Below are 20,580 nucleotides of genomic sequence, written 5' to 3' on the forward strand. Positions count from 1 at the left end.
CAGAAGCTAGATGTCCCTTAGTCGCGTCTCGGTCACCGCGGTGCGCAATTTGCACCCGGTGACCTTCTCCCCCTCCCCCCGCATCAACATCCTCCACGGCGCCAACGGTAGTGGCAAAACCAGCGTGCTGGAAGCCATCCACCTACTAGGGCTTGCCCGTTCCTTTCGCAGTGCCCGCTTGTTGCCGGTGATTCAGTACGAACAACTGGCCTGCACGGTCTTTGGCCAAGTCGAACTGGCAGAAGGAGGCCACAGCAGCCTGGGGATTTCTCGTGATCGCGGCGGTGAGTTCCAGATTCGCATCGACGGGCAAAATGCTCGCAGTGCTGCGCAACTGGCAGAGATCCTGCCATTGCAACTGATCAACCCTGACAGCTTCCGATTACTGGAAGGTGCGCCGAAAATCCGCAGGCAGTTCCTCGACTGGGGAGTGTTCCACGTGGAACCACGATTCATGGCCACATGGCAGCGCCTGCAGAAGGCCCTGCGGCAGCGGAACTCGTGGCTGCGGCATGGTACACTTGACGCCGCTTCGCAAGCGGCCTGGGACCGTGAATTGTGCCTGGCCAGCGATGAAATAGATGAATACCGCCGCGCCTATATCAAAGCCTTGAAACCAGTCTTTGAGCAGACCTTGAGTGAGTTGTTGGATCTCGAGGGGCTGACGCTGAGTTACTACCGTGGTTGGGATAAAGAGCGTGAGCTGAGTGCAGTGCTCGCGACTTCCCTGCAACGGGATCAGCAAATTGGCCATACCCAGGCCGGACCCCAACGGGCTGATTTGCGTCTTAGATTAGGCGCACACAATGCTGCGGACATCTTGTCCCGTGGCCAGCAGAAGTTGGTGGTGTGTGCACTGCGTATCGCCCAGGGGCATCTGGTTAGCCAAGCCCGACGTGGTCAGTGTATTTATCTGGTGGATGACTTGCCGTCTGAACTCGACGAGCAACATCGCCGTGCGTTATGCCGCTTGTTGGAAGAATTACGCTGCCAGGTTTTTATCACCTGTGTAGACCACGAATTATTGAGGGAAGGCTGGCAGACGGAAACGCCAGTCGCTTTGTTCCACGTGGAACAAGGCCGTATCACCCAGACCCACGACCATCGGGAGTGAAGGCATGAGCGAAGAAAACACGTACGACTCGACCAGCATTAAAGTGCTGAAAGGTTTGGATGCCGTACGCAAACGTCCCGGTATGTACATTGGCGACACTGATGACGGTAGCGGTCTGCACCACATGGTGTTCGAGGTGGTCGACAACTCCATCGACGAAGCTTTGGCCGGTCACTGCGACGACATCAGCATCATCATCCACCCGGACGAATCCATCACCGTGCGCGACAACGGTCGTGGCATTCCGGTAGATGTGCACAAAGAAGAAGGTGTTTCGGCAGCAGAGGTCATCATGACCGTGCTCCACGCCGGCGGTAAGTTCGACGATAACTCCTATAAAGTATCTGGCGGTTTGCACGGTGTGGGTGTATCGGTAGTGAATGCTCTGTCCGAAGAGCTGATCCTGACCGTTCGCCGTAGCGGAAAGATCTGGGAACAGACCTACGTCCACGGTGTTCCACAGGAGCCGATGAAAATCGTTGGCGACAGTGAAACCACCGGTACTCAGATTCATTTCAAGCCGTCCGATGAAACATTCAAGAATATCCACTTCAGCTGGGACATTCTGGCCAAGCGTATTCGCGAACTCTCCTTCCTCAACTCCGGTGTGGGTATCGTCCTTAAGGACGAGCGCAGCGGCAAGGAAGAGCTGTTCAAGTACGAAGGTGGTCTGCGTGCATTCGTTGAATACCTGAACACCAACAAGACTGCGGTCAACCAGGTGTTTCACTTCAACATCCAGCGCGATGACGGCATCGGCGTGGAAATCGCCCTGCAGTGGAACGACAGCTTCAACGAGAACCTGTTGTGCTTCACCAACAACATTCCCCAGCGCGATGGCGGCACTCACTTGGTGGGTTTCCGTTCCGCGCTGACGCGTAACCTGAACACCTACATCGAAGCCGAAGGCCTGGCGAAGAAGCATAAAGTTGCCACCACCGGTGACGATGCGCGTGAAGGTCTGACCGCGATTATCTCGGTGAAAGTGCCGGATCCTAAGTTTAGTTCCCAGACCAAAGATAAGCTGGTGTCTTCCGAAGTAAAGACAGCCGTTGAACAGGAAATGGGTAAATACTTCTCGGACTTCCTGCTGGAGAATCCGAACGAAGCCAAGCTGGTCGTCGGTAAGATGATCGATGCTGCGCGTGCGCGTGAAGCCGCGCGTAAGGCTCGCGAGATGACCCGTCGTAAAGGCGCGTTGGATATTGCCGGCTTGCCGGGCAAACTGGCTGACTGCCAGGAAAAAGACCCTGCCCTCTCCGAACTGTACCTCGTGGAAGGTGACTCTGCTGGCGGTTCCGCCAAGCAGGGTCGTAACCGTCGCACCCAGGCCATCCTGCCGTTGAAGGGTAAGATCCTTAACGTAGAGAAAGCTCGCTTCGACAAGATGATTTCCTCCCAGGAAGTTGGCACCTTGATCACGGCGTTGGGCTGCGGTATCGGTCGCGACGAGTACAACATCGATAAGCTGCGCTATCACAACATCATCATCATGACCGATGCTGACGTCGACGGCTCTCACATCCGTACTCTGCTGCTGACTTTCTTCTTCCGTCAGTTGCCGGAGCTGATCGAGCGTGGCTACATCTACATCGCCCAGCCACCTTTGTACAAAGTGAAAAAGGGTAAGCAAGAGCAATACATCAAAGACGACGACGCCATGGAAGAGTACATGACGCAGTCGGCTCTGGAAGATGCGAGCCTGCACTTGAACGACGAAGCACCGGGTATTTCCGGTGAGGCGTTGGAGCGTCTGGTTAACGATTTCCGCATGGTGATGAAGACCCTCAAGCGGCTGTCGCGCCTATACCCACAGGAACTGACCGAACACTTCATCTATCTGCCGGCCGTGAGCCTGGAGCAGTTGGGCGATCATGCAGCGATGCAGGAGTGGCTGGCCCAGTACGAAGTACGTCTGCGCACTGTGGAGAAATCTGGCCTGGTGTACAAAGCCAGTCTGCGTGAAGACCGTGAACGTAACGTATGGCTGCCAGAGGTCGAACTGATCTCCCATGGTCTGTCGAACTACGTCACCTTCAACCGCGACTTCTTCGGCAGCAATGACTACAAAACTGTGGTCACCTTGGGCGCGCAACTCAGCACCCTGCTGGACGACGGCGCCTACATTCAGCGTGGCGAGCGTAAGAAAGCAGTCAAGGAGTTCAAAGAGGCCCTGGACTGGTTGATGGCAGAAAGCACCAAGCGCCACACCATCCAGCGATACAAAGGTTTGGGTGAGATGAACCCTGATCAATTGTGGGAAACCACCATGGACCCTGCTCAGCGTCGCATGCTGCGCGTGACCATCGAAGACGCCATTGGGGCAGACCAGATCTTCAACACCCTGATGGGTGATGCGGTCGAGCCTCGCCGTGACTTCATCGAGAGTAATGCTCTGGCAGTGTCTAACCTGGATTTCTGATCCAGGCGAGACCCGCAGAAAAAAGGCCAACGCTATGCGTTGGCCTTTTTTATTACGTGAAAATCAGTTTTTCTAAAATGCTCCACGTGGAACATCACCGTTTTCACCCATGGGAAGCTGTCGCCACACTCTCCAACCGGTACCCATACCCATAGATCGTCAACAGCTGCCAACCCCTGTCAGCGGTAAGCCCCAGCTTGTTACGCAACCGATAGATATGCGTATCCAAGGGTCTCGATGACACCATTTCTTCATGGGTCCAGAACCGCTCATAGAGGTACTCGCGGGACAGTGGCCGGGCCAGGTTGGCGAACAAGCAGCTCGCCAAGCGGTATTCCCGCTCGGTGAGGTTGATCGGTTTTCCCGCACGAGTGACGGTCAATTCGGCATCGTCAAAGGTCAGATCATTGAAGCTCTGTACTTCCTGGGTCGCCGGCTTCTGCAGGCCATGGCGACGTAGAACGGCGGTCACCCGAGCCTTCAGTTCATTGGGGCGAAAGGGTTTGCTGACGTAATCATCGGCGCCACTGTTCAACGCGGTGACGATATCGCTTTCAGCATCGCGGCTAGTGAGCATGATCACGGCGGGTGGGGACTCCATGTGTTCACGGGTCCAGCGCAGCAATGCGATGCCAGTGATATCGGGCAGTTGCCAGTCGAGTATCAGCAGGTCAAAGGTTTCCCGACGCAATTGGCGCAGCAGGTCTTCGCCACGCTCGAAGCAATGAAGGGTCCAGGGCTGTTCGGCGGTGCTGGGGATTTGTCGCAGTGTCTGTTCCACCCGTCTCAATTCAGCGGGTTCGTCATCCAGTATTGCGACACGCATGGGTGGGTCCTTTCTTCTCGAAGAGTACTGCAGCCGTAGTGAAGGCACGTACTGCACAGATGCCGGCCGTCGAATCTGAAGAATTGTGCGCAGATTCGTCGGCCCCTTGGATCTCTCGGTACGCTGGGATCAATAAGTGATTAACCCAGTTAAAGTCCTCGGTACCTACGTGGGAAAGATACCGGCTCCAAGCCTTAAGGAAAAGGATCAGCCGACGCGTGCGCTGTCGTAAACTCCTGTGCCCTGATAGTGGATGCCCTTTGGAATTCCCACCTTTACGAGTCCCAAGCAGTAAAACTTTTCCACCGCGTCAAAAATGAGCTTCACTGGGCGCTATATGCCACCTTCTACCGCATGCCAACAACAGGGACACGCTGATCAATGATGCTCTGGGGCAAGGCCGAAAAACGTCAACCCACCCATGCCCAACGGCTGTTCCACGGTCTGGTTCGTGAGTGGTTGTGGATCGGTTTGCTGTTGTTGCCGATCACAGCCTACCTCTCAATGAGTACTGGCCTGGCTTTGAACAACCCGCTGTATGACAGCCTTCGCCGTCTAACACCGCTGCCGGTGGATCCGCGTATCCTGCTGGTTACTATCGATGACGCCAGCCTGAAGAAGCTCGGCCAGTGGCCTTGGCCTCCTAGTTTGCACGCCGACCTGATCGATCGTCTGAGCGCTGCACAACCCGCCAGCATTCTGTTGGATGTAATCTTCAGCGATCCCGCCGATCCCCTCCAAGAAAAACGTTTGGCAGATGCGGTGTGCAACGCCGGCAACGTACTGTTGCCCTTGGGGCGTGACGACTCTGCCAGTTATAGCCCACCCAGAGTACAAATGCGGCCGCTGCTCAAATGTGCCAAGGGGGTTGGGCATATCAACGTGGAGGCTGACAGCGATGGCGTGGTGCGCAGCCTTTATTTACGTGAGGGCCCACCCAATGCGACGGCACCTCAGTTGGCGTGGTTGGCGTTCACGATGAGCGGCCAGCCTTCAGAGATGCCAGGTGAGCCTGTGGATTCGAATTCCCAGGATTGGCATCGAGAGTATGCAGTTCGCATCCCGTATATCGCCCCCGACAGCCATTTTCCAAGCGTGTCTTATGTCAGCGTATTACGTGGCGAAGTCTCCCCCGAGCGGCTGCGCAATCGCCTGATTCTGGTAGGAGCGCCAGCATCGGGAATGGGCGATCGCTATGTCACGCCGCTCTCACCCATGGTGGGAACCACGGCGGGCGTGGAGATTCAGGCCAACGTGCTCAATGGATTGCTGCAAGGTCGCAGCATTGTGGACTTGCCCGACTGGGTGGCAGCCCTGATGGCAACATCCCTGGTGGCGGCACTACTGGGGCTGCTGCTCTACCGCCCACGCTTTGCGCTGTGGATGACCCTTGGTTGTATGTTCACGGCTTTGCTCGGCTCATTTGCCCTATTGCGTATCGGCTACTGGTGGTCGCCTGCGGCCTGCCTGATCGGATTGCTGCTCAGCTACCTGATCTGGAACTGGCGACGTCTCAGCGTAATCCTGGCGTACTTTGGCTGGGAGTTGGCCCGATTGGATGACGAACCCAAAGTTCTGCCCGAGCGCCGACGTGCGCCTGCCAGCAAAGGTGATGTGTTGCAGGGGCGCATCTTTGCCCTAGAGCAAGCGGTAAGCCGTACAAGGGACACACGACGCTTTATGGCCGATGGACTGGAGTGCCTGCCGGTGGCGACGCTGATCACAGACACACAAGGCAATATCCTGCTGGCCAATCGCATTGCCCGCGACGTGTTCGGCAGCGATCTGGTCAACCAAAACCTATTGGACCAATTGGTTGATCTGGGTTATCCACCCCTGCACAACGGCGTGCGCCCTGCCCTTTCGGCGTTGGAGCTTGTTGAGTTCCGTGATATTCACCAACGCAGCCTGCGCATGGAGCTTGCTCCTTTACTACCTGCCGAAGGGGATGTGGCGCTGGGTTGGTTGCTAAGCCTCACAGACCTGAGCAAAGAGCGCGAGGCCCAGCAGCACCGGGAAACCATGCTGCGTTTCCTTTCCCATGATCTGCGTGCACCGCACTCGGCGATCCTCGCGCTGCTCGACGTGCACAACGCCGAGTCGCCAGTATTTTCTCAGATTGAGCAGCAAGTACGCCGAGCCTTGAGCCTGACTGAATCCTTCGTCCAGTTGGCGAAAGCGGAGGCCGATGGTTACCACTTCCAACCGACGCTGTTTGCCATGCTGGTAATGGATGCTTTTGACCAGGTAGCACTGATCGCCCAGCTCAAAGGTATTCACCTGGTCCACGATCTTGAAGAGGCGGATGAAGGGATGGTGTCAGCCGATCAGTCCCTACTCACTCGCGCGTTATTCAATGTGCTGGAGAACGCGATCAAGTACTCGCCATCCGGCACCACCGTCCGGTTGAGACACAGCAGCGAACAAGGTTGGTTGGAATGCCTTATCAGCGACCAGGGCCCCGGGATAGCCTCCAAGGATTTACCGGAGCTGTTCAGCCAGTACAAACGCTTTGATTCAGCCCAAGGCAGCGAAGGGTTGGGGCTAGGGCTCACCATGGTCAAGGCAGTCGTGGAGCGCCATGGAGGACGTATCGAATGTGAAAGCACTCTAGGCAAAGGCACCACATTCAGACTGCAATTGCCCTTGCTGGAAGACTGTTAAAACGTCCTTTTCTGCTGTGCATAAAAAACCGGTCACAAGGACCGGTTTTTTATGCGGAAAAAACTTATGCACGTTTTTCGAGATTTTATCGGCTCTGGAAATATGTAAGTAAATCAGCTTCTTATGACTCAAAAAAGCTGATTCGCCAACAAACCGTACACAGGTTATCCACAGATCCTCATATCCCCGGAGTATCCACAACAACTGGCTCCGGCGGTAGAGAACCCATGGCCCGCTGCTGTGCCTCATTCCACGCCTGGGCGCGCTCATTCAGCGCTGCAATTGCGCGTGGGCCTTCGCCTTCTGCGTACATTGGCTTGCCAATCACCACCGTGATGGTGCCCTCGCGTTTTGCCCAACCGGTCTTCGGCCAGAACCTGCCGGCGTTATGTGCAATCGGCAACACTGGCAGGTTGGCGTTGACCGCCAATGCTGTACCGCCACGGGAGAACTTGCCTACGGTCCCGAAGGGGACTCGTGTTCCTTCCGGAAAGATCAGCACCCACACGCCGTCTTTGAGCAGCTCATCGCCCTTCTTGGCGACATGCTTGAGCGCTGCCTTGGGGTTGTCACGGTCGATAGCAATCGGGCGCAACATAGCCATGGCCCAGCCGAAGAACGGCACGTACAGCAGCTCACGCTTGAGCACCTGACTCAATGGCGAGAAGTAAGCCGAGAGAAAGAAGGTCTCCCAGGTGCTCTGGTGATTCGACAAAATCACGCACGGCTGGTCCGGTACGTTTTCCGCGCCCTTGACCTCGAAACGAATGTTCAGGAACACCTTGGTCAGCCACAACGCGCAGCGGCACCAATAGACGTTGATAAAGCGATAGCGCGCCTTGAACGGCAGGAACGGCGCAATAAAAAAGCTCAGGGTGCACCAGAGAAACGAACTGGTGCCCAGCAGCAGGTAAAAGAAAAAGGTTCTGATGGCCTGCAAAATCGACATGGCGGCATTTACCGTTGCGGGACAGGGCCCGCCTGTTAAAAGCGCACTCCCGAACAGTCCTTGGTCAGGAAGTCGAGGGCGGCTAGTTGTTGATAAGTTCTGCGGCAACCGCCGCCAGATCGTCAAAAATCAAGGTGCCTACCGGCAGGTTTTTCGCCTGGGTCTTTTCGCCTTTCCCGGTCTTTACCAAAACTGGCTGAGAGTCGACGGCTTTGGCCGCCTCCAGGTCACCGAGGCTGTCCCCGACGAACCATATCCCAGCCAAGGGCACCTTGTAATGTTCTGCAATGGTTTTCAACATGCCAGGTTTGGGTTTGCGGCAATCGCAGCCCTCATCCGGCCCGTGAGGGCAGTAAACCACCAGCCCCACCTCACCGCCCTGCTCCGCCACCAGCGTGCGCAAGCGCGCGTGCATGGCGTCCAGGGTAGCGATGTCGTAATAGCCACGGGCAATGCCGGACTGGTTGGTGGCGATGGCCACCGTCCAGCCGGCTTTGCTCAACTGCGCGATGGCCTCGATCGAACCGGGCAGTGGAATCCATTCCGCCACCGACTTGATGTAAGCGTCGGAGTCGTAGTTGATCACCCCGTCCCGATCGAGAATCAGCAGTTTCAACATGGTCAGCTCAGTGTCGAAATGTCAGCGATGTTGACGAACAAGCCGCGCAGACGCGCCAGCATGGCGTAACGGTTTTTCCTCACGCCGGCATCTTCGGCATTGATCATCACGGCTTCGAAGAACGCATCCACCGGCTCACGCAGGGTGGCCAGGCGCGCCAGCGCTTCGGCGTAGTTACGCTCGGCGATCAGCGGCTTGACGGCGTTTTCTGCCTTGGCGATGGCCGAATTCAGCGAGAACTCTTTGGCATCGGCAAACAGGCCAGGGTCGACGTCGCCATTGCCCAGGCCTTCGGCCTTGCTCAGCAGGTTCGACACACGCTTGTTCACAGCGGCCAGGGCATCGGCTTCCGGCAACTTACGGAAGGCCTGTACGGCTTGTACGCGCTGATCGAAGTCCAGCGCCGAACCCGGCTGCAGGGCGCGAACCGACAGGTAGACGGAAACGTCCACGCCTTCGTCTTCGTAACGCGCACGCAGGCGGTCGAACACGAACTCCAGCACTTGCTCGGCCAGACCCGCTTGCTTGACCTTGGTACCGAACTGACCCACCGCGAACACGATGGCCTGTGTCAGGTCCAGGTCGAGTTTTTTGTCGATCAGGATACGCAGCACGCCCAATGCCGCACGGCGCAGGGCGTACGGGTCTTTGCTACCGGTAGGCAGCATGCCGATACCGAAGATGCCCACCAGGGTATCCAGCTTGTCGGCGATGGCCACGGCCGCACCGGTCAAGGTAGTTGGCAGTTCTGCACCAGCACCGCGTGGCATGTACTGCTCGTTCAGCGCCAGGGCGACGTCTTCGGCCTCGCCATCGTTGAGGGCGTAGTAATAGCCGGCAACACCTTGCATCTCTGGGAATTCGCCGACCATCTCGGTCGCCAGGTCGCACTTGGACAGCAAACCAGCGCGGGCGGCCGAGGCCGCATCGCCGCCGATGCGTGGTGCGATGTAGGCAGCGAGTTTGGAAACACGCACAGCCTTGTCGTAGACGCTACCGAGTTTTTCCTGGAACACCACGTTTTGCAGGCGCAGGTTGAAGTCTTCGAGCTTCTGCTTCTTGTCTTGCTTGAAGAAGAACTCAGCGTCAGTCAGTCGCGGGCGAACGACTTTCTCGTTACCGGCGATGATCTGCTGCGGGTCTTTGCTTTCAATGTTGGCTACGGTGATAAAGCGCGGCAGCAACTTACCGTCCACGTCCAGCAGGCAGAAGTACTTCTGGTTGTCCTGCATGGTGGTGATCAGTGCTTCTTGCGGCACATCGAGGAAGCGCTCTTCGAACGAGCACACCAGCGGCACAGGCCATTCAACCAGCGCGGTCACTTCGTCGAGCAGGCTTGGCGGCACGATGGCGGTGCCTTCCTGCAGGCGGGCCAGTTCTTCGGTGCGCTTGCTGATCAGCTCGCGACGCTCGTTGGCGTCGGCCAGCACATAGGCTGCACGCAGATCGGCGGCATAGTTCGCCGGCGAGGTGATGCGTACGGCTTCTGGATGGTGGAAGCGGTGACCGCGGGAATCTCGGCCGGCCTTCTGGGCGAGGATGGTGCAGTCAATGACCTGGTCACCGAGCAGCATCACCAGCCATTGGGTTGGGCGGACGAATTCTTCTTTGCGTGCACCCCAGCGCATGCGCTTGGGGATCGGCAGGTCGTTCAGGGAGTCTTCAACGATGGTCGGCAGCAGGCTGGCAGTCGGCTTACCGGTGATGACTTGGCTGAAACGCAGTTTCGGACCGCTCTGGTCGATCTCGCTCAGTTCCACGCCACACTTCTTGGCAAAACCAAGGGCAGCCTGGGTCGGATTGCCTTCAGCGTCGAAAGCCGCCTGGCGCGGCGGGCCGTCGAGGTTAATGCTGCGGTCCGGTTGCTGGGTTTCCAGCGCGGTCAGCAACACGGCCAGGCGACGTGGCGCGGCGTAGACTTTCTTGGCTTCAAACTTCAGGCCAGCGCTTTGCAGGCCTTTTTCGATCCCGGCCAGGAACGCATCGGCCAGGGTGTTGAGTGCCTTCGGTGGCAGCTCTTCGGTGCCCAGTTCAACCAGGAAATCTTGAGCACTCATTGTGCAGCCTCCAGCTTAGCCAACACTTCATCACGCAGGTCCGGGGTTGCCATCGGGAAGCCCAGCTTGGCGCGAGCCAGCAGGTAGGCTTGGGCGACGGAACGCGCCAGGGTGCGTACACGCAGGATGTATTGCTGGCGCGCGGTTACCGAGATGGCACGGCGGGCGTCCAGCAGGTTGAAGGTATGGGACGCCTTCAACACCATTTCATAGCTTGGCAGCGGCAGCGGCTGATCGAGTTCGATCAGACGCTTGGCTTCGCTTTCGTAGAAGTCGAACAGTTCGAACAGCTTTTCGACGTTGGCGTGTTCGAAGTTGTAGGTGGATTGCTCCACTTCGTTCTGGTGGAACACATCGCCGTAAGTCACTTTGCCGAACGGGCCGTCAGCCCATACTAGGTCGTAGACCGAGTCCACGCCTTGCAGGTACATGGCCAGGCGCTCAAGGCCGTAGGTGATTTCGCCGGTCACCGGGTAGCACTCGATGCCACCGGCTTGCTGGAAGTAAGTGAACTGCGTTACTTCCATGCCGTTGAGCCAGACTTCCCAGCCCAAGCCCCAGGCGCCCAGGGTCGGCGACTCCCAGTTGTCTTCGACAAAGCGGATATCGTGGACCAGCGGATCCAGGCCAACATGCTTGAGCGAGCCCAGGTACAGTTCCTGGAAATTGTCCGGGTTCGGCTTCAATACCACCTGGAACTGGTAGTAGTGCTGCAGACGGTTCGGGTTTTCGCCGTAGCGGCCGTCAGTCGGGCGACGACTGGGCTGCACATAAGCGGCGTTCCAGGTTTCCGGGCCAATGGCCCGCAGGAAGGTAGCGGTGTGGAAAGTGCCGGCGCCTACTTCCATATCGTAGGGCTGAAGTACCACACAACCTTGCTCGGCCCAGTATTGCTGGAGGGCGAGGATCAAGTCTTGGAAGGTACGCACGGCTGGCGTAGGCTGGCTCACGAAATTCACCTGTTACTTGGGCTGCGATTTAAAGAGCGGGAGTATACCCGATTCGGCCGCGCCACCATCCCCTGGAGCCTTATGCCACGCTGCTTTTGGTGTTCTGAAGATCCGCTGTACATGGCATATCACGATCAGGAGTGGGGAACGCCGCTACGCGATGCGCAGGGTTTGTTCGAGTTGCTTTTACTCGAAGGGTTCCAGGCGGGCCTTTCCTGGATCACCGTTTTACGCAAACGCGAGCATTATCGAAAGGTCTTGTTCGGTTTTGATCCGCAGCGGTTGGCGCAATTGGGCGATGACGAGATCGAAGCGCTGATGCTCGACCCAGGTATCGTGCGCAACCGCCTCAAGCTCAACGCCACCCGGCGCAACGCTGCGGCTTGGCTGGCGCTGGAGGACCCGGTGGGGTTGCTCTGGTCGTTTGTCGGCGGGGTGCCCAAGGTCAACCATTTCAAGGACCGCAGCGAAGTGCCGGCGATTACGCCGGAGGCTGAAGCCATGAGCAAAGCACTCAAGAAAGCCGGTTTCACCTTTGTTGGCCCGACCATCTGTTACGCGTTCATGCAGGCCTCTGGCATGGTCATGGACCACACTCAGGACTGCGACCGTTACGCGGACTTGGTCAACGCCGGTTAGAATGCGCGCTTTGCGCACCACACACGATCAGGAGTGACCTGTGGAAAAGTTTAAAGGCGCCTTGCTGGTAGGCGCTCTTCGGTTGTTTGCCCTGCTGCCATGGCGCGCAGTGCAAGCCGTGGGTTCGGCCATCGGCTGGATCATGTGGAAAACCCCCAACCGATCCCGCGAAACGGTGCGGATCAACCTATCAAAATGCTTTCCGGACATGGACCCCGCCGCCCGGGAGCGCCTGGTCGGCCAAAGCCTGATGGACATCGGCAAGTCCCTGACTGAAAGCGCCTGCGCCTGGATCTGGCCGGCCCAGCGTTCCATCGACCTGGTGCGTGAAGTCGAAGGCCTGGAAGTGCTGCACGAAGCTCTGGCCTCGGGCAAAGGCGTAGTCGGCATCACCAGCCACCTGGGCAACTGGGAAGTGTTGAACCACTTTTACTGCAACCAGTGCAAACCGATCATTTTTTACCGCCCGCCCAAGCTCAAGGCAGTGGATGAGTTGCTGCGCAAACAGCGCGTGCAGTTGGGCAACCGTGTGGCGGCTTCTACTAAGGAAGGCATCCTCAGTGTGATCAAGGAAGTGCGTAAAGGTGGCCAAGTGGGTATTCCCGCTGACCCGGAGCCGGCGGAATCGGCGGGGATCTTCGTGCCGTTCTTTGCAACCCAGGCGCTCACCAGCAAGTTCGTGCCGAATATGCTCGCGGGCCATAAGGCGGTCGGTGTATTCCTGCATGCCCTGCGACTGCCGGATGGTTCGGGCTACAAAGTGATCCTGGAAGCTGCGCCGGAAGACATGTACAGCACAGACACAGCCACTTCTTGCGCGGCGATGAGCAAGGTCGTTGAGCGTTATGTCGGCGCCTACCCGAGCCAGTACATGTGGAGCATGAAGCGCTTCAAGAAACGCCCGCCGGGTGAAGAGCGGTGGTATTGACCCAAAGACAATACAAAACCAAATGTGGGAGGGGCGGTGCGACGATTCGACTTGCCCCTCCCACATTTTCGATCTGCTTAGCTTTGGCGGTCGAGTTTCTTCAGGAACACCGTCATCTCTTTTTCGGCCTGCTTGTCGCCATGGGCCTGGGCCGCTTCAGCGCCCTTCTCCCACGCCTGTCGCGCTGCGGAGTTATCACCCTGGCCTAACTGTGCCTTGCCCAACAACTTCCACGCCGCCGAATACTTCGGATCGAACTCGACGCATTTCTGCAAATGCTCCGCCGCTTTGGCGTTGTCCTTCAAATCCAGATAACCCTTGCCCAAGCCGAAGCGCAGCAGCGAATTATCCACACCCTTGGCGAGCATTTTTTCCAGGGATTCGAGCATGTCGGTCACTCCGGTTGATCAGAAAAAGCTCAATCCCACGTGGAACAACTTCTCCACATCGCGGATATGTTTTTTATCCACCAGGAACAGGATCACGTGGTCACCCGTGGCGATCATCGTATCGTCGTGGGCAATGATCACCTCTTCGTCACGAATGATCGCGCCAATGGTTGTGCCCGGCGGCAGGCCGATATCGCGGATGGCTTTGCCGATCACTTTGCTCGACTTCGAATCCCCATGGGCGATCGCCTCAATGGCTTCCGCCGCGCCGCGCCGCAGGGAGTGCACGCTGACGATATCGCCACGGCGTACGTGGGCCAGCAAGGTGCCGATGGTCGCCAGTTGCGGGCTGATGGCGATGTCGATATCGCCGCCCTGGATCAGGTCGACATAGGCCGGGTTGTTGATGATCGTCATCACCTTCTTCGCCCCCAGCCGCTTGGCCAGCAGCGACGACATGATGTTGGCTTCGTCATCGTTGGTCAGGGCCAGGAAGATGTCGGCGTCGGCGATGTTCTCTTCCATCAACAGGTCGCGGTCCGAGGCGCTGCCTTGCAGGACGACGGTGCTGTCGAGGGTGTCGGACAAATGCCGGCAGCGCGCCGGATTCATCTCGATGATCTTCACTTGGTAACGACTCTCGATGGCCTCGGCCAGCCGCTCGCCGATCTGGCCGCCGCCGGCGATAACGATGCGCTTGTAGTTCTCGTCGAGCCGGCGCATTTCGCTCATGACGGCGCGAATATTCGCTTTGGCCGCGATGAAAAACACCTCGTCGTCGGCTTCGATCACTGTATCGCCCTGCGGCAGGATCGGCCGGTCACGCCGAAAAATCGCCGCTACGCGGGTTTCCACATTGGGCATGTGTTCACGCAGTTGGCGCAGTTGTTGGCCGACCAGTGGACCGCCGTAATAGGCCTTCACTGCGACCAATTGGGCTTTGCCACCGGCGAAGTCGATCACCTGCAAGGCGCCCGGGATTTCGATCAGGCGCTTGATGTAGTGGGTCACCACTTGCTCAGGACTGATGAGCACATCTACAGGAATGGCGTCGTTATCAAACAGGCCGGCGCGGGTCAGGTAGGCGGCTTCGCGGACCCGGGCGATCTTGGTCGGGGTGTGGAACAGGGTATGGGCGACTTGGCAGGCGACCATATTGGTCTCGTCGCTGTTGGTCACCGCCACGAGCATGTCGGCATCGTCGGCACCGGCCTGACGCAGCACCGTAGGAAACGACGCACGACCTTGTACGGTGCGGATATCCAGGCGGTCGCCCAAGTCGCGCAGTCGTTCGCTATCGGTGTCGACCACGGTAATGTCGTTGGCTTCACTGGCCAAATGTTCGGCCAGTGTGCCGCCGACCTGCCCTGCCCCAAGGATGATGATTTTCATCCGGTCACTCCCTCAATAACCATTCAGCCACGCGCGGCGGCGATCTTGATCAGTTTGGCGTAGTAGAAGCCATCGTGTCCGCCTTCTTGCGCGAGCAGTTGGCGACCGTGAGGCTGCTTGATACCGGCCGTCGTGGCGAGATCCAGCTCACGGGCGCCGCTTGTGCGAGCGAGGAAGGCTTCGATCACCTCAGTATTTTCGGTGGGCAATGTCGAGCAGGTGGCGTAGAGCAGAATGCCGCCGACTTCGAGGGTCGGCCACATCGCGTCCAACAGTTCACCTTGCAGCGCGGCCAGGGCGGCGATGTCGTCGGGTTGGCGTGTGAGCTTGATGTCCGGGTGGCGGCGGATCACACCGGTCGCGGAGCAAGGCGCGTCCAGCAGAATGCGCTGGAACGGTTTGCCGTCCCACCATGCGGCGGTGTCACGGCCGTCGGCGGCGATCAGTTCGGCGCTCAGGCCCAGGCGTGCGAGGTTTTCCCTTACACGCACGAGGCGCTTGGCTTCTAGGTCAACAGCGACGACACCGGCCAAGCCTTTTTCGACTTCCAGGATGTGACATGTCTTACCGCCTGGTGCACAACAAGCGTCCAGCACGCGCTGGCCCGGTGCCAGATCGAGCAGGTCGGCGGCCAGTTGCGCGGCTTCGTCCTGCACACTGATCCAACCCTCGGCAAAGCCCGGCAGGCTGCGTACATCGGCGGCGGCCTCCAGCACGATGCCGTCGGTGCTGTACACGCACGGCGTCGCGTTGATGCCTGCGGCCGTCAGCAATTGCAGGTATGCGTCACGGCTGTGATGGCGACGGTTGACCCGCAGGATCATCGGCGGGTGCGCATTGTTCGCCGCGCAAATGGCTTCCCACTGCTCGGGCCAGAACGCCTTGAGGGATTTTTGCAGCCAGCGCGGGTGGGCGGTGCGCACTACCGGGTCATGTTCCAGCTCCGCCAGCAGCGCCTCGCTTTCGCGTTGGGCACGGCGCAGCACAGCGTTGAGCAGGGCCTTGGCCCAAGGTTTTTTCAGCTTGTCGGCGCATCCGACGGTTTCACCGATGGCGGCGTGGGCCGGCACGCGGGTGTAGAGCAACTGATAAAGCCCTACCAGCAGCAGCGCCTCGACGTCAGCATCGGCCGCCTTGAAAGGCTTTTGCAGCAGCTTGGCCGCCAGCGCCGACAAACGAGGTTGCCAACGGGCGGTGCCAAAGGCCAGGTCCTGGGTGAAGCCGCGGTCACGGTCTTCGACTTTATCCAACTGCGTGGGCAGTGAACTGTTCAGCGAAGCCTTGCCGTTGAGTACGGCGGCGAGAGCCTTGGCGGCGGCCAGACGTGGGTTCATTGCGCGGCCACCCCAAGTACAGTGCCCAGGGAAAATTTCTCACGACGGCTGTTGAACAAGTCGCTGAAATTCAGTGCCTTGCCGCCGGGTAATTGCAGACGCGTCAGGCACAGCGCCTGTTCACCGCAGGCGACCAACAGGCCTTCCTTGCTGGCGCCGATTATCTCGCCGGGGGCGCCTTTGCCGTCCGCCAAATGGGCAGCCAACACTTTCAAGGCTTCGCCGTTGAGGGTGCTGTGGCAGACCGGCCACGGGTTGAAGGCACGCACCAGCCGTTCCAGCTCCACCGCCGGGCGGCTCCAGTCGATGCGTGCTTCGTCTTTGTTCAATTTGTGGGCGTAGGTGGCCAAGCTATCGTCCTGCACTTCGCCTTCCAGGGTGCCTTCGGCGAGGCCGGCGATGGCTTGGATGACGGCAGTTGGGCCCATTTCGGCCAGGCGGTCGTGCAGGCTGCCGCCAGTGTCTTCGGCGGTGATCGGCGTAACCACTTTGAGCAGCATCGGGCCGGTGTCCAAACCTGCCTCCATGCGCATCACGGTCACACCGCTTTGCGCATCACCGGCTTCCACCGCGCGCTGGATCGGCGCCGCACCGCGCCAGCGTGGCAGCAGCGACGCATGGCTGTTGATGCAACCCAGGCGCGGGATATCCAGCACCACTTGCGGCAGGATCAAGCCGTAAGCCACCACCACCATTAGGTCAGGATTGAGCGCAGCCAGCTCGGCCTGGGCCTCGGCGTTGCGCAGGGTAGGCGGCTGCAGTACAGGAATGTTGTGCTCAAGCGCCAACTGCTTGACCGGGCTCGGCATCAGTTTTTGCCCGCGACCGGCCGGGCGATCCGGCTGGGTATACACCGCAATGACATCGTGAGGGCTGGCAAGCAGCGCCTTGAGGTGTTCGGCGGCGAATTCAGGGGTGCCGGCAAAAACAATGCGCAATGGCTCGGTCATGGGAAGTCTCGGTTAAAAACAGTCACAAAAGAAAAAGGCTTGCCGCAGCAAGCCTTTGGAAGGAGGGCATCAAGCTTGCTGGCGATGCTTTTTTTCCAGCTTCTTCTTGATCCTGTCGCGCTTGAGCGTGGACAGGTAATCGACAAATAGTTTGCCGTTGAGGTGGTCGCATTCGTGCTGGATGCACACTGCCAACAGGCCTTCGGCAATCAGCTCGAACGGCTTACCGTCACGGTCCAAGGCTTTGATCTTCACGCGCAGCGGGCGCTCGACGTTCTCGTAGAACTCCGGCACCGACAGGCAGCCTTCCTGATATTCGCCCATCTCTTCGGTCAGTGGCTCGAACTCAGGGTTGATGTACACCATCGGTTCGCTACGGTCTTCCGACAGGTCCATGACCACGACGCGCTGATGCACGTTGACCTGGGTGGCGGCGAGGCCAATGCCCGGGGCTTCATACATTGTTTCAAACATGTCATCGACCAACTGACGAACCTTGTCGTCCACTACGGCCACCGGTTTGGCGATCGTGCGCAGGCGCGAGTCGGGGAATTCGAGGATGTTCAAAATAGCCATAAGCGTAATTGCTGCACATGTGAGGTAAAGGCAAATCGGCGGTGGGATGGACCCATACGGCCGGTGTGAAAGGTTCGAAAGCCGCGAAGGCTCTGGCATTTCACGCGAACGCACATAATAAAGGAGATTCACCCCATGAGGAAATCGCTACTCGTCTTGCTGCTATGGGCCCCGTTCGCCGCAGCCCTGCTTCCCCAACCTGGCTCGCGTCTGGATCAACCGACGCAACAGGCCATTCAGCGGTTTTTATTGCATAACCGTATTCTTGATACGCCTCAGGATCTGGACAATGCGCCTTACATTGTCGCGACCGACGGCGGGCGCGTGCTGGGGGCCAATGGCGAACGTGTGCACGCCAGAGGCGACCTGGATCCGGCCCAGCCAAGCTATGGGATCTTTCGCCGAGGCAAGGTCTACGCCGACCCCCAAACGCAGGAATTGCTGGGTATCAACGCCGATGACATCGGTACCGCGCGCTTTGTGATGGCTGGCGACCTCACCACCCTCTCTGTGCAACGGGTAACTCAGGAGGTACGCCCTGGCGACCGCCTGCTCCGCGCGCAATTGCCTACGGCGCTGGAGCCCGTAAAGTCAGCGCCTTTCATCGAAGGAAAAATCATCGATATCCCCAGGGGCGTCACCCAGATTGGCGTGCTGGACGCCGTCACCCTGAGTAAAGGCCGGCGCGACGGTCTGATGGAGGGTCAACTGCTGACCGTCATTAAAACCGGCGCCACCGTCCGCGACCCGCTCACCGGTGTTCCCACGAAGCTACCCGATGAGCGCGCCGGCACTCTGCTGGTGTTCCGCACCTACGAAAAACTCAGTTATGGCCTGGTTCTCAGCGCCTCACGCCCGTTGGCAGTCATGGACCGTTTCGAGACTGCTGCGCAAACGCAATAAATAGCCTGCTAAATAAGTTACCAACAGAGTTATCCACAGCTTGTTCCGGTCAAGGATGATCAGATGTTTCCGATAAACAGCAGTGAAATTTCCCCTTCAGAACTGGAGGCCCGACTACGCTTGCACAGGCTGCCAGAAGTAGGCCCGAAGCGTTTTAGGTTGTTGATCGAAGCGTTCGGCAGCGCTTCAAAGGCCATCAGCGCGCCTGCGAGTGCCTGGCGTGCACTGGGCTTGCCACTCATCAGCGCAGACGCTCGTCGCAGTCCCGAAATCCGAGATGGCGCCAGTGAGGCATTGGCGTGGTTGAGTCGTCCGGCCCAGCATTTGCTGATGTGGGACCAGCCTGAGTATCCGGCATTACTAGCCCAGATCGACGATGCGCCACCGCTGTTATTCGTCGCTGGCGACCCTTCAATCCTCGAAAAACCGCAACTGGCGATGGTCGGCAGCCGGCGCGCTTCGCGCCCTGGCATGGACACCGCTGCCGCTTTTTCCCGTAGTTTGGCCAGCGCCGGTTTTGTCATCACCAGTGGCCTCGCACTGGGTATCGACGGAGCGGCGCATCAAGCTGCATTGGATGTGGGTGGACACACCATCGGCGTGCTTGGCACTGGCCTGGAAAATGTTTATCCACAGCGCCACCGAAGGCTCGCAGAGGCGATGATTGCCCAGGGCAGCGCAGTGATTTCCGAGTTCCCACTGGACGCTGGGCCTCAGGCGAGCAACTTTCCGCGGCGCAATCGAATCATCAGTGGCCTGTCGCTGGGCGTGCTGGTGGTGGAAGCCAGTGTGGCCAGTGGCTCGCTGATCACCGCGAAGCTGGCGGCCGAGCAAGGCCGGGAGGTGTATGCCATCCCGGGTTCCATCCATCACCCTGGGGCCAAAGGCTGTCATCAGTTGATCCGCGATGGTGCAATGCTGGTGGAAACCATTGAGCACATCCTCGAAGGCTTGCGGGGCTGGCAGGCTTTGTCGCGCCCGGCGCCTATGCCGGTGATCCATCCGCTGGTGGCGTTGCTGCACGCGGCGCCCCACACCAGCGAAGCCCTGGCGATTGCCAGCGGTCGGCCTTTTTCCCAAGTGTTGGCGACCCTCACGGAGCTGGAGCTTGAAGGCCAGGTGATTTGCGAAAGCGGTCGCTGGCTGGCGCGTGGTCAGCTTTTATAGCTGCCGGTTTTTTGGAACTAGGTTTTGTAAAGAAGATCGGTAAACTGCCCAGAGCTTTAGTCCGGAGAATGAGCAATGGTCAACAGGTGGCGCGTGTTGGAAACCGCACGAGAAATTCGCGCAGGCGCGGTGATTGCCTATCCAACCGAGGCGGTATGGGGCTTGGGCTGCGACCCGTGGAATGAAGAAGCAGTCGACCGTTTGCTCGCCATCAAGAATCGCTCGGTGGACAAGGGCCTGATCCTGGTGGCCGACAACATTCGTCAGTTTGATTTTCTCTTCGAAGATTTCCCCCAAGACTGGATCGACCGTATGGCCAGCACCTGGCCAGGGCCGAACACTTGGCTGGTGCCCCATCAGGACTTGCTGCCGGAATGGGTGACCGGTGTGCACGACACGGTCGCGCTTCGGGTCACTGACCATCCTCTGGTGCGGGATTTGTGTTCGCTGGTCGGGCCGTTGATCTCCACGTCGGCCAACCCTCAAGGCCGCCCGGCTGCGCGCTCGCGGATTCGCGTGGAGCAGTATTTCCGTGGTCAGGTCGACTTGGTACTGGGTGGCGCCCTCGGCGGGCGCAAGAATCCAAGCCTGATTCGTAATTTGGCAACCGGTGAGGTGGTGCGACCGTCGTAATACTGAGGTGTGGCTGATCGCCGGCAAGGCACCTCCTACAGAGGATTGCGTGCTATTGCCGGCGATAG

General features: G+C 58.7%; 18 protein-coding genes. 8 read left to right on the forward strand and 10 right to left on the reverse strand.

Annotated elements, in window-relative coordinates:
• Positions 1-10 precede the first annotated feature (10 nt).
• Complete coding sequence (recF, locus tag ACEN2T_RS09645; RefSeq protein WP_012721452.1) at positions 11-1,114, forward strand: DNA replication/repair protein RecF; 1,104 nt, start codon at positions 11-13, stop codon at positions 1,112-1,114.
• Positions 1,115-1,118: 4 nt separating this feature from the next.
• Entirely contained in the window at positions 1,119-3,536 is a 2,418-nt protein-coding gene (gyrB, locus tag ACEN2T_RS09650) for a DNA topoisomerase (ATP-hydrolyzing) subunit B (RefSeq protein ID WP_032885149.1), read from the forward strand.
• A gap of 103 nt (positions 3,537-3,639) precedes the next feature.
• Here the strand turns inward: gyrB and ACEN2T_RS09655 are convergent, their stop codons facing one another.
• On the reverse strand, positions 3,640-4,362 hold the full coding sequence (locus ACEN2T_RS09655; RefSeq protein ID WP_032885147.1) for a response regulator transcription factor: 723 nt from the start codon (positions 4,360-4,362) through the stop codon (positions 3,640-3,642).
• Between the two features lie 381 nt (positions 4,363-4,743).
• Between ACEN2T_RS09655 and ACEN2T_RS09660 the strand changes: the two genes are divergently transcribed.
• Positions 4,744-7,026: a CHASE2 domain-containing protein gene (locus tag ACEN2T_RS09660; RefSeq protein WP_122764016.1), complete on the forward strand. Its 2,283-nt coding sequence runs from the start codon at positions 4,744-4,746 to the stop codon at positions 7,024-7,026.
• 178 nt (positions 7,027-7,204) lie between these two features.
• Here the strand turns inward: ACEN2T_RS09660 and ACEN2T_RS09665 are convergent, their stop codons facing one another.
• The 4 genes from ACEN2T_RS09665 to glyQ form a co-directional block, all read right to left on the reverse strand.
• Positions 7,205-7,975 (reverse strand): lysophospholipid acyltransferase family protein, encoded by a 771-nt coding sequence (locus ACEN2T_RS09665; protein WP_442116612.1) that lies wholly within the window; start codon positions 7,973-7,975, stop codon positions 7,205-7,207.
• Between the two features lie 82 nt (positions 7,976-8,057).
• Positions 8,058-8,594, reverse strand: a complete 537-nt coding sequence (gene gmhB / locus ACEN2T_RS09670; RefSeq protein ID WP_012721458.1) for a D-glycero-beta-D-manno-heptose 1,7-bisphosphate 7-phosphatase — start codon at positions 8,592-8,594, stop codon at positions 8,058-8,060.
• Between the two features lie 2 nt (positions 8,595-8,596).
• Complete coding sequence (gene glyS / locus ACEN2T_RS09675; protein WP_095185271.1) at positions 8,597-10,651, reverse strand: glycine--tRNA ligase subunit beta; 2,055 nt, start codon at positions 10,649-10,651, stop codon at positions 8,597-8,599.
• A complete protein-coding gene (gene glyQ / locus ACEN2T_RS09680) occupies positions 10,648-11,601 on the reverse strand; it encodes a glycine--tRNA ligase subunit alpha (protein WP_003213601.1) in 954 nt (317 codons plus the stop codon). Before glyQ ends, glyS begins: the two co-directional genes overlap by 4 nt.
• Positions 11,602-11,682: 81 nt before the next feature.
• On the opposite strand from glyQ, the gene ACEN2T_RS09685 reads away from it, so the two are divergent.
• Together ACEN2T_RS09685 and ACEN2T_RS09690 are read left to right on the forward strand one after the other, a co-directional pair.
• Entirely contained in the window at positions 11,683-12,240 is a 558-nt protein-coding gene (locus ACEN2T_RS09685) for a DNA-3-methyladenine glycosylase I (RefSeq protein WP_032885143.1), read from the forward strand.
• Between the two features lie 40 nt (positions 12,241-12,280).
• On the forward strand, positions 12,281-13,168 hold the full coding sequence (locus ACEN2T_RS09690; protein WP_032885142.1) for a lysophospholipid acyltransferase: 888 nt from the start codon (positions 12,281-12,283) through the stop codon (positions 13,166-13,168).
• A 77-nt stretch (positions 13,169-13,245) separates the two neighbouring features.
• On the opposite strand, the gene ACEN2T_RS09695 is transcribed toward ACEN2T_RS09690, so the two are convergent.
• The 5 genes from ACEN2T_RS09695 to def form a co-directional block, all read right to left on the reverse strand.
• Positions 13,246-13,557, reverse strand: a complete 312-nt coding sequence (locus ACEN2T_RS09695) for a tetratricopeptide repeat protein (protein WP_442116613.1) — start codon at positions 13,555-13,557, stop codon at positions 13,246-13,248.
• A gap of 18 nt (positions 13,558-13,575) precedes the next feature.
• A complete protein-coding gene (gene trkA / locus ACEN2T_RS09700; protein ID WP_032885140.1) occupies positions 13,576-14,949 on the reverse strand; it encodes a Trk system potassium transporter TrkA in 1,374 nt (457 codons plus the stop codon).
• A gap of 23 nt (positions 14,950-14,972) precedes the next feature.
• Positions 14,973-16,283: a 16S rRNA (cytosine(967)-C(5))-methyltransferase RsmB gene (gene rsmB, locus ACEN2T_RS09705; RefSeq protein ID WP_032885139.1), complete on the reverse strand. Its 1,311-nt coding sequence runs from the start codon at positions 16,281-16,283 to the stop codon at positions 14,973-14,975.
• A complete protein-coding gene (gene fmt / locus ACEN2T_RS09710) occupies positions 16,280-17,233 on the reverse strand; it encodes a methionyl-tRNA formyltransferase (RefSeq protein ID WP_442116614.1) in 954 nt (317 codons plus the stop codon). Before fmt ends, rsmB begins: the two co-directional genes overlap by 4 nt.
• 69 nt (positions 17,234-17,302) lie before the next feature.
• Positions 17,303-17,809, reverse strand: a complete 507-nt coding sequence (gene def / locus ACEN2T_RS09715; protein ID WP_032885135.1) for a peptide deformylase — start codon at positions 17,807-17,809, stop codon at positions 17,303-17,305.
• A gap of 135 nt (positions 17,810-17,944) precedes the next feature.
• On the opposite strand from def, the gene ACEN2T_RS09720 reads away from it, so the two are divergent.
• From ACEN2T_RS09720 to ACEN2T_RS09730, 3 genes are all read left to right on the forward strand, one after another.
• Positions 17,945-18,712, forward strand: coding sequence for a peptidoglycan-binding protein (locus tag ACEN2T_RS09720; protein WP_442116615.1), 768 nt, complete (start codon positions 17,945-17,947; stop codon positions 18,710-18,712).
• Positions 18,713-18,775: 63 nt separating this feature from the next.
• The gene (gene dprA, locus ACEN2T_RS09725) at positions 18,776-19,879 is read left to right on the forward strand and encodes a DNA-processing protein DprA (protein WP_442116616.1); all 1,104 of its coding nucleotides are present in this window, start codon (positions 18,776-18,778) and stop codon (positions 19,877-19,879) included.
• A gap of 75 nt (positions 19,880-19,954) precedes the next feature.
• The gene (locus ACEN2T_RS09730) at positions 19,955-20,512 is read left to right on the forward strand and encodes an L-threonylcarbamoyladenylate synthase (RefSeq protein WP_122754142.1); all 558 of its coding nucleotides are present in this window, start codon (positions 19,955-19,957) and stop codon (positions 20,510-20,512) included.
• Positions 20,513-20,580 lie beyond the last annotated feature (68 nt).

Origin of the sequence: Pseudomonas sp. W22_MBD1_FP4, from assembly GCF_052113765.1 — a bacterium.
GTDB lineage: Bacteria > Pseudomonadota > Gammaproteobacteria > Pseudomonadales > Pseudomonadaceae > Aquipseudomonas > Aquipseudomonas sivasensis.

What these genes read in the sequence shown, in the direction of transcription:
- ACEN2T_RS09730 (WP_122754142.1), top strand. Translation starts at nt 19,955, where the DNA reads ATGGTCAACAGGTGGCGCGTGTTGGAAACCGCACGAGAAATTCGCGCA.
- ACEN2T_RS09720 (WP_442116615.1), top strand. Translation starts at nt 17,945, where the DNA reads ATGAGGAAATCGCTACTCGTCTTGCTGCTATGGGCCCCGTTCGCCGCA.
- trkA (WP_032885140.1), bottom strand. Translation starts at nt 14,949, where the DNA reads ATGAAAATCATCATCCTTGGGGCAGGGCAGGTCGGCGGCACACTGGCC.
- gmhB (WP_012721458.1), bottom strand. Translation starts at nt 8,594, where the DNA reads ATGTTGAAACTGCTGATTCTCGATCGGGACGGGGTGATCAACTACGAC.
- recF (WP_012721452.1), top strand. Translation starts at nt 11, where the DNA reads ATGTCCCTTAGTCGCGTCTCGGTCACCGCGGTGCGCAATTTGCACCCG.
- ACEN2T_RS09660 (WP_122764016.1), top strand. Translation starts at nt 4,744, where the DNA reads ATGATGCTCTGGGGCAAGGCCGAAAAACGTCAACCCACCCATGCCCAA.
- ACEN2T_RS09695 (WP_442116613.1), bottom strand. Translation starts at nt 13,557, where the DNA reads ATGCTCGAATCCCTGGAAAAAATGCTCGCCAAGGGTGTGGATAATTCG.
- ACEN2T_RS09665 (WP_442116612.1), bottom strand. Translation starts at nt 7,975, where the DNA reads ATGTCGATTTTGCAGGCCATCAGAACCTTTTTCTTTTACCTGCTGCTG.
- def (WP_032885135.1), bottom strand. Translation starts at nt 17,809, where the DNA reads ATGGCTATTTTGAACATCCTCGAATTCCCCGACTCGCGCCTGCGCACG.
- dprA (WP_442116616.1), top strand. Translation starts at nt 18,776, where the DNA reads ATGTTTCCGATAAACAGCAGTGAAATTTCCCCTTCAGAACTGGAGGCC.
- gyrB (WP_032885149.1), top strand. Translation starts at nt 1,119, where the DNA reads ATGAGCGAAGAAAACACGTACGACTCGACCAGCATTAAAGTGCTGAAA.
- fmt (WP_442116614.1), bottom strand. Translation starts at nt 17,233, where the DNA reads ATGACCGAGCCATTGCGCATTGTTTTTGCCGGCACCCCTGAATTCGCC.
- ACEN2T_RS09685 (WP_032885143.1), top strand. Translation starts at nt 11,683, where the DNA reads ATGCCACGCTGCTTTTGGTGTTCTGAAGATCCGCTGTACATGGCATAT.
- rsmB (WP_032885139.1), bottom strand. Translation starts at nt 16,283, where the DNA reads ATGAACCCACGTCTGGCCGCCGCCAAGGCTCTCGCCGCCGTACTCAAC.
- glyS (WP_095185271.1), bottom strand. Translation starts at nt 10,651, where the DNA reads ATGAGTGCTCAAGATTTCCTGGTTGAACTGGGCACCGAAGAGCTGCCA.
- ACEN2T_RS09655 (WP_032885147.1), bottom strand. Translation starts at nt 4,362, where the DNA reads ATGCGTGTCGCAATACTGGATGACGAACCCGCTGAATTGAGACGGGTG.